This is a genomic window from Pseudoxanthomonas kalamensis DSM 18571 (assembly GCF_010211745.1).
Lineage (GTDB): Bacteria > Pseudomonadota > Gammaproteobacteria > Xanthomonadales > Xanthomonadaceae > Pseudoxanthomonas_A > Pseudoxanthomonas_A kalamensis.
The window spans coordinates 1-586 of record NZ_PDWQ01000094.1 but is presented as its reverse complement, the minus strand read 5'-3'; the positions used below and the strand labels follow the sequence as shown (position 1 = coordinate 586).

At 66.9% G+C, this 586-nt stretch carries 1 pseudogene; it reads left to right on the top strand.

The annotated features are described in order from the left end of the window. A pseudogene (locus CSC70_RS14180) lies at positions 1 to 586 on the top strand (bifunctional aspartate kinase/diaminopimelate decarboxylase); the annotation flags it as partial.

Sequence of the window (586 nt, the reverse complement as noted above, 5' to 3'; positions counted from 1 at the left end):
AGGCTAATGCGCATCCGGCCATCCTGATGGCGCTGGAGCAGGCCGGCTTCGGGCTGGAATGCGTCTCGCACGGCGAATTGCGCCGCGTATTCCAGGCGCTGCCGGAGCTGTCGCCGCGGCGCGTGCTGTTCACGCCGAGCTTTGCGCCCAAGGCCGAATACGAAGCGGCCTTCGCGCTGGGCGTGACGGGGACCGTGGACAACGTCGAGGCGCTGCGCAACTGGCCCGAGGTGTTCCGTGGCCGCAATGTGTGGCTGCGCATCGACCTGGGGCACGGCGACGGCCATCACGAGAAGGTCAACACCGGCGGCAAGGCTTCCAAGTTCGGCCTGTCGTCCACGCGGGTGGATGAATTTGTCGAGGTGTCGCGCACGCTCGAGGTCACCATCACCGGCGTGCATGCGCACCTGGGCAGTGGCGTGGAGACCGGCGAGCACTGGCGGATGATGTACGACGAGTTGGCCGGCTTCGCGCGCCGTATCGGCACGGTGGAGACCATCGACATCGGTGGCGGCCTGCCGATTCCGTATAGCGCCGAAGACGAGCCATTCGATCTGGAGGTGTGGGCCAAGGGCCTGGCCGAAGT